Raw genomic sequence first — 4,798 nt, 5'->3', positions numbered from 1 at the left:
GTACTTCAGTGAACCCAGCACGCAGCTTCGGTCCTGCTCTCTTCGTCGGTGGTGACGCACTCAAGGATGTTTGGGTATTCATCCTCGCTCCTCTTGCTGGTGGTGCTCTCGCAGCTTGCACCTGGAAGGGTCTTGCATGTGATTGCTGCAAGAAGTAATTCTTGAACAGACCATAACGACAAATAAGGTCGGCCCCCAGGGACCGACCTTATTTTGTTTATACAATTCCAAGCAGAGATTATCAGCAGATCTCGGCGCCGTTGATGAAGAGACGGAACCTTAGACCAAGAACGCTCGCAGCCTTGTAGCATAGCTCGATGCGAGAGAGGAAAGCCTTGAAGAAATCCACCACAGGGCTGATTCCGGTGTCTGCGTTGACCTCAAGAATGAACTGGTGGTTCTCCTTGTCCAGTCGTGTCCCGCTCTGGATCACAGAGTAGTTCACCCTGTCATGCATGTCCATGTCCGGACCCGTGTTGCCGGGACGGACGCGTGAGCGACGGACGTCACACTTGTCTGCGATGATGAGGGCGGCAGCGACCGGATTCACCGGGAAGGCTGTGGACTCGTCATGGTTTCCTATCGCGGATACGATGATCGCGATCTCGTCGCTAGGCATTCCCATCTTATTGAGGATATAGAAGCTCATCATGGCTCCTGACTGCGCATGGTCGATGCGGTTCACGGAATTGCCGATGTCATGCATCAGACCTGCAATCCTGGTAAGTTCGACCAGACGTGGAGAATATCCGAGGTCGAAGAGAAGGTCTCCGGCCACCTTGGATACCTTAGACACATGTGGAAGGTTGTGCTCAGTATATCCGAGGCTCTCGAGACACTTGTCCGCAGCCTGGATATAGTTCAGAATCTCTTCGGATTCGTGAATGTCCTTGAATGTTACTACGCTCATCTCTCTGTCTGGATTTAGCGACGCTGTGATGGGCGGCGACGACGGTTTTTCTTCTGTGAAGATACGAGGAAATAAGCCACAGCTGCAGCAAGCACGAGTGCAAGGATGATGTAGGTCATGAGGCCTGCACGGCTTCCCTTGACGTTCTGCCACATTGCGAGGAGCTTCTCGGTGTCCTGACCCCAGTCATGCTCGAGAGCGCAGCGTTCGATCACGGTGATGTCCGGATAGAGGACAGGATTGACATGTACGCTGTCGGCATCCTCGCCGAAGAAATACGAGAGGTTGACTGCTGGATAAGAGTCGTCGATCTGAGACTCGAGCACCTCGATGGCACCGTTTGCAGCGATATATCCAGTCTCCTCCATACAGCGGATTGCGATGTCTGGACGGCACATGAAATCGATGAAGTAGGTCGCAGCCTTGATGTTCTTTGCATACTTAGGGATGACCCAGCCGTCGAACCATACAGTAGAGCCCTCCTCAGGCACGATATAGTCGAGGTTCACGCCCACAGACGCAGCCTCTTCGATGGCCCATACGGCATCACCGCTCCAGTTGAGAGAGATGAGCGCGCGCTCCTTGGTGAGCTGCTCCTTTCCGAGGTCGGCCTCGAAACCGCATACGCCGCTCTTGCACTCCATGAGGTATGCCTCTACCTCAGCGATGCTCTCGTCTGACGAGTCTGACATGAGCTCCTGGAGAGTCACCTCTCCCCTCTTGAGCTGATCCTGACGGAGGTAGATGAGCACTGGTGCGAACACATCCCTCGGAGCGTCCTTGAGAAGGATCTGGCCTGCATACTTAGGGTTGCGGATGATGTCCCAGGTGGAAGCGTCTTCCCTGCTCACCTTGTCGGTATTGAAGATGATACCGGTGGTTCCCCACATATAGGCGACAGAATAGAGATTCGCATCGATCCTAGGGTTGATGCTGCGGAAGATGTCCCTGATATAAGGAGACCTGGTGTCCTCGATATAGTTCACGGTGTTGGTAGCCTTGAGAGCCTCGAAGTCGAGGGGAAGAAGGAGACCGTTGTTGAGCATGCGCTCGATCATATAGTCTGAAGGACAGACCACGTCGTAGTCCTCGTGACCCTTCTCGATCTTTGAGAGCATGGCCTCGTTCACGTCGAAGAGAGAGTAGATAACCTCGATCTTCTCGCCTGTCTGCTCGAAGTACCACTGCTCGAACTCAGGAAGCACGGACTCATCGATGTAAGACGACCAGTTGTAGACCTTGAGGACAGCATCCCTGTCCTTCGCTGATACGGTAACGGCTACGAGGAGAGCTGCCGCTACGCAGAAAAGCTTGAAAATTTTCTTCATTTATCTTAATTCGTTTTGCTTTGATTTCTTGTATGTGCGCATGTTCATCACGAGGAGCCCCACGAGGATGATGAGGAAGATGATCGTCATCATAGGCTTGAGCTCAGGGGTGAGACCACCCTTTCGTGCATCCGCGTAGATATAGGTCGAGAGGGTCTCGAGGCCCGCACTTCCTGCTGTGAAGAAGGTCACGGCGAAGTCGTCGAGACTCATCGTGAATGCGATGATGAAACCGGAGATCATGCCCGGGCGGAGCTCCGGAATCAGCACCTTGCGAAGGGCCTGGAACGGAGTGGCACCGAGGTCAAGCGCTGCCTCATATATGTTCGGGTTCATCTGCGAGAGCTTAGGGAGCACGTTCAGGACGACGTATGGCGTACAGAAGGTGATGTGAGCGAGAATTACGGTCACATAGCCCTTGCTCACGTGCAGGAACACGAAGAGCAGGAAGAGCGAGACACCGGTGATGATGTCCGGATTGAGGAGAGGAACGTTGTTGAGGAACTGAATGGTCGCCTTCTTCCTGCCGCGGAGGTTGTAGATGCCGATGGCAGCCAGGGTTCCGAGGATGGTAGACACTGCCGAGGCGATGAGCGCGATGATGAGCGTGCTCTTGAGCGCCGCGATCAGCGACTGGGCCGAATCAGCTCCCGTGAAGAGATTCCTGTAGAGGTCGAAGGTGAAGCCTGTCCAGTTTCCGAGCGACTTTGCCTTGGTGAAGGAGAATATCGCAATGAACACGATAGGCGCATAGAGGATCAGGAGAATGAACCACAGATATGCCTTTGCTATGATCTTCTTTCCGTTCATCAGATGAGCCCTCCTTCCTGTTCTGCGCTCTTGTTACCCGGGATGAGGGTGGTGATGCCGATGATGACGAGCATCACGAGTGCGAGTGCCGCACCCTGGTTCCACATCATATTGTAGAACTGTTCCTGGATCACGGATCCGAAGAGCTGGATAGTGTTGTTGGTGAGAATCTCAGAGACCGCAAAAGTGGATACCGTAGGCATGAACACCATCATTACGCCGCTGAGCACGCCCGGCATCGAGAGCGGAAGTGTCACCTTGAGGAACACCTGTGAAGGAGTTGCTCCGAGGTCCTGTGCCGCCTCGACATACGAGTGGTCCATCCTGTCGAGGATGTTGTAGATAGGATAGATCATGAACGGAAGGTAATCGTAAGCCATACCGAAGAGCAGGGTTCCCTTCCCGAGGTGGATGCCGAGCCAGTTGAAGATCTCGGCTGTGGCCATGGTCCTCATCAGCGCATTGATCCACAGCGGAAGGATGAAGAGCACCGCGGTGACAGCGGAACGGTTGAGGGACTTGTCTGCGAGTATGTATGCGACCGGATAGCCGATCAGGATGCAGATAATCGTATTTTCAAGGGCGATTTCCAGCGACACGAGGAAGGCGTTCACGAACTTCGGGTCCGTGAAGAAGGCGGTCAGGTGCCTCAGCGTAAATCCTCCGTTCCCGTCCTGGAATGCATACACCGCAATCAGCACGAGCGGGAGCACCACGAAGAGAACGAGGAAGATGAAATACGGGAGTGCCCAGGTGGATCTCTTGCCCATTCCTATTCCTGTTTGTCGAGTTTGGTGATATGGATGTCCTCAGGCTTGACGGTGATGCCGACTAGATCGAGCTTGTCCCAGACGTCCGTGGTGTCGACGAGCACCTTGTAGCCTTCGTCTGTGGTGACGGTGAGGTGATAGCGGTCACCCTTGTAGAGGATGAACGACACGAAGCCGGACACGTTTCCGTCCTCCTGCATGTCGAGAAGGTCGATCTTCGAGAACTCTATCTCCACCTTCACCTTGTCCCCTGCCTCGAGACCACAGTCCTTGCACTCGAACACTCCGTCGAGGAACTCTACCTCGGTGGCTGACTTCATCTCGCCTTCGAAGACGTTCCTGGTGCATGGCTTCTTCATGACCTGGATGTCCTCAGGACGGATGAGAAGGCCCACCGTGCTGCCGACCTCGAAGCCGTTGTAGTCCTGGATCATGAGCTCGTTGCCGGAATCGGTATTGACGAACATCTCGTAATGGACACCCTTGAAGATGCAGGACTTCACGACGGCAGTGAACTGCGCGCCATCGAGCTTCTTCATGATATATATGTCCTCAGGGCGCACTACGACGTCCACAGGCACGTTCTCGCCGAAGCCCTCGTCGACGCACTCGAACTCGTGACCGATGAAGCTTACCTTGCGGTCCTCGATCATGGTCGCGTTGAGTATGTTGCTCTCGCCGATGAAGTCAGCGACGAACTCGTTCTTAGGCTCGTTATATATATCGGTAGGAGTTCCGATCTGCTGGATCTTACCTTCGTTCATCACGACGATGGTGTCGCTCAGGGTGAGGGCTTCCTCCTGGTCATGGGTCACGTAGATGAAGGTGATTCCGAGCTTCTGGTGCATTTCCTTGAGCTCGATCTGCATATCCTTCCTCATCTTGAGATCGAGAGCAGCGAGAGGCTCGTCGAGAAGGAGCACCTTAGGCTGGTTCACGAGCGCACGTGCAATCGCGATACGCTGCTGCTGGCCGCCGGA

General features: G+C 54.3%; 6 protein-coding genes. 1 reads left to right on the top strand and 5 read right to left on the bottom strand.

Annotation, left to right across the window (positions count from 1 at the left end):
* Window positions 1-8: 8 nt before the first annotated feature.
* Window positions 9-158, top strand: coding sequence for an aquaporin (locus AC06ND_RS02860; protein ID WP_475677488.1), 150 nt, complete (start codon window positions 9-11; stop codon window positions 156-158).
* Window positions 159-241: 83 nt separating this feature from the next.
* On the opposite strand, the gene AC06ND_RS02855 is transcribed toward AC06ND_RS02860, so the two are convergent.
* The 5 genes from AC06ND_RS02855 to AC06ND_RS02835 all read right to left on the bottom strand — a co-directional run.
* Window positions 242-910: an HD domain-containing protein gene (locus tag AC06ND_RS02855; protein WP_475677487.1), complete on the bottom strand. Its 669-nt coding sequence runs from the start codon at window positions 908-910 to the stop codon at window positions 242-244.
* Between the two features lie 14 nt (window positions 911-924).
* Window positions 925-2,238: an ABC transporter substrate-binding protein gene (locus AC06ND_RS02850; RefSeq protein ID WP_475677486.1), complete on the bottom strand. Its 1,314-nt coding sequence runs from the start codon at window positions 2,236-2,238 to the stop codon at window positions 925-927.
* A complete protein-coding gene (locus tag AC06ND_RS02845; protein ID WP_475677485.1) occupies window positions 2,239-3,048 on the bottom strand; it encodes an ABC transporter permease in 810 nt (269 codons plus the stop codon).
* On the bottom strand, window positions 3,048-3,818 hold the full coding sequence (locus tag AC06ND_RS02840; RefSeq protein ID WP_475677484.1) for an ABC transporter permease: 771 nt from the start codon (window positions 3,816-3,818) through the stop codon (window positions 3,048-3,050). The genes AC06ND_RS02845 and AC06ND_RS02840 overlap by 1 nt, the downstream gene beginning before the upstream one ends.
* 2 nt (window positions 3,819-3,820) lie before the next feature.
* Window positions 3,821-4,798 (bottom strand): ABC transporter ATP-binding protein (locus tag AC06ND_RS02835; RefSeq protein ID WP_475677483.1); only part of this gene is annotated, 978 nt, incomplete at its 5' end.

Source organism: Candidatus Cryptobacteroides sp. (assembly GCF_056207615.1).
Note: the sequence above shows the minus strand (reverse complement) of the source record. Positions and strands in the feature narration are given on the sequence as shown.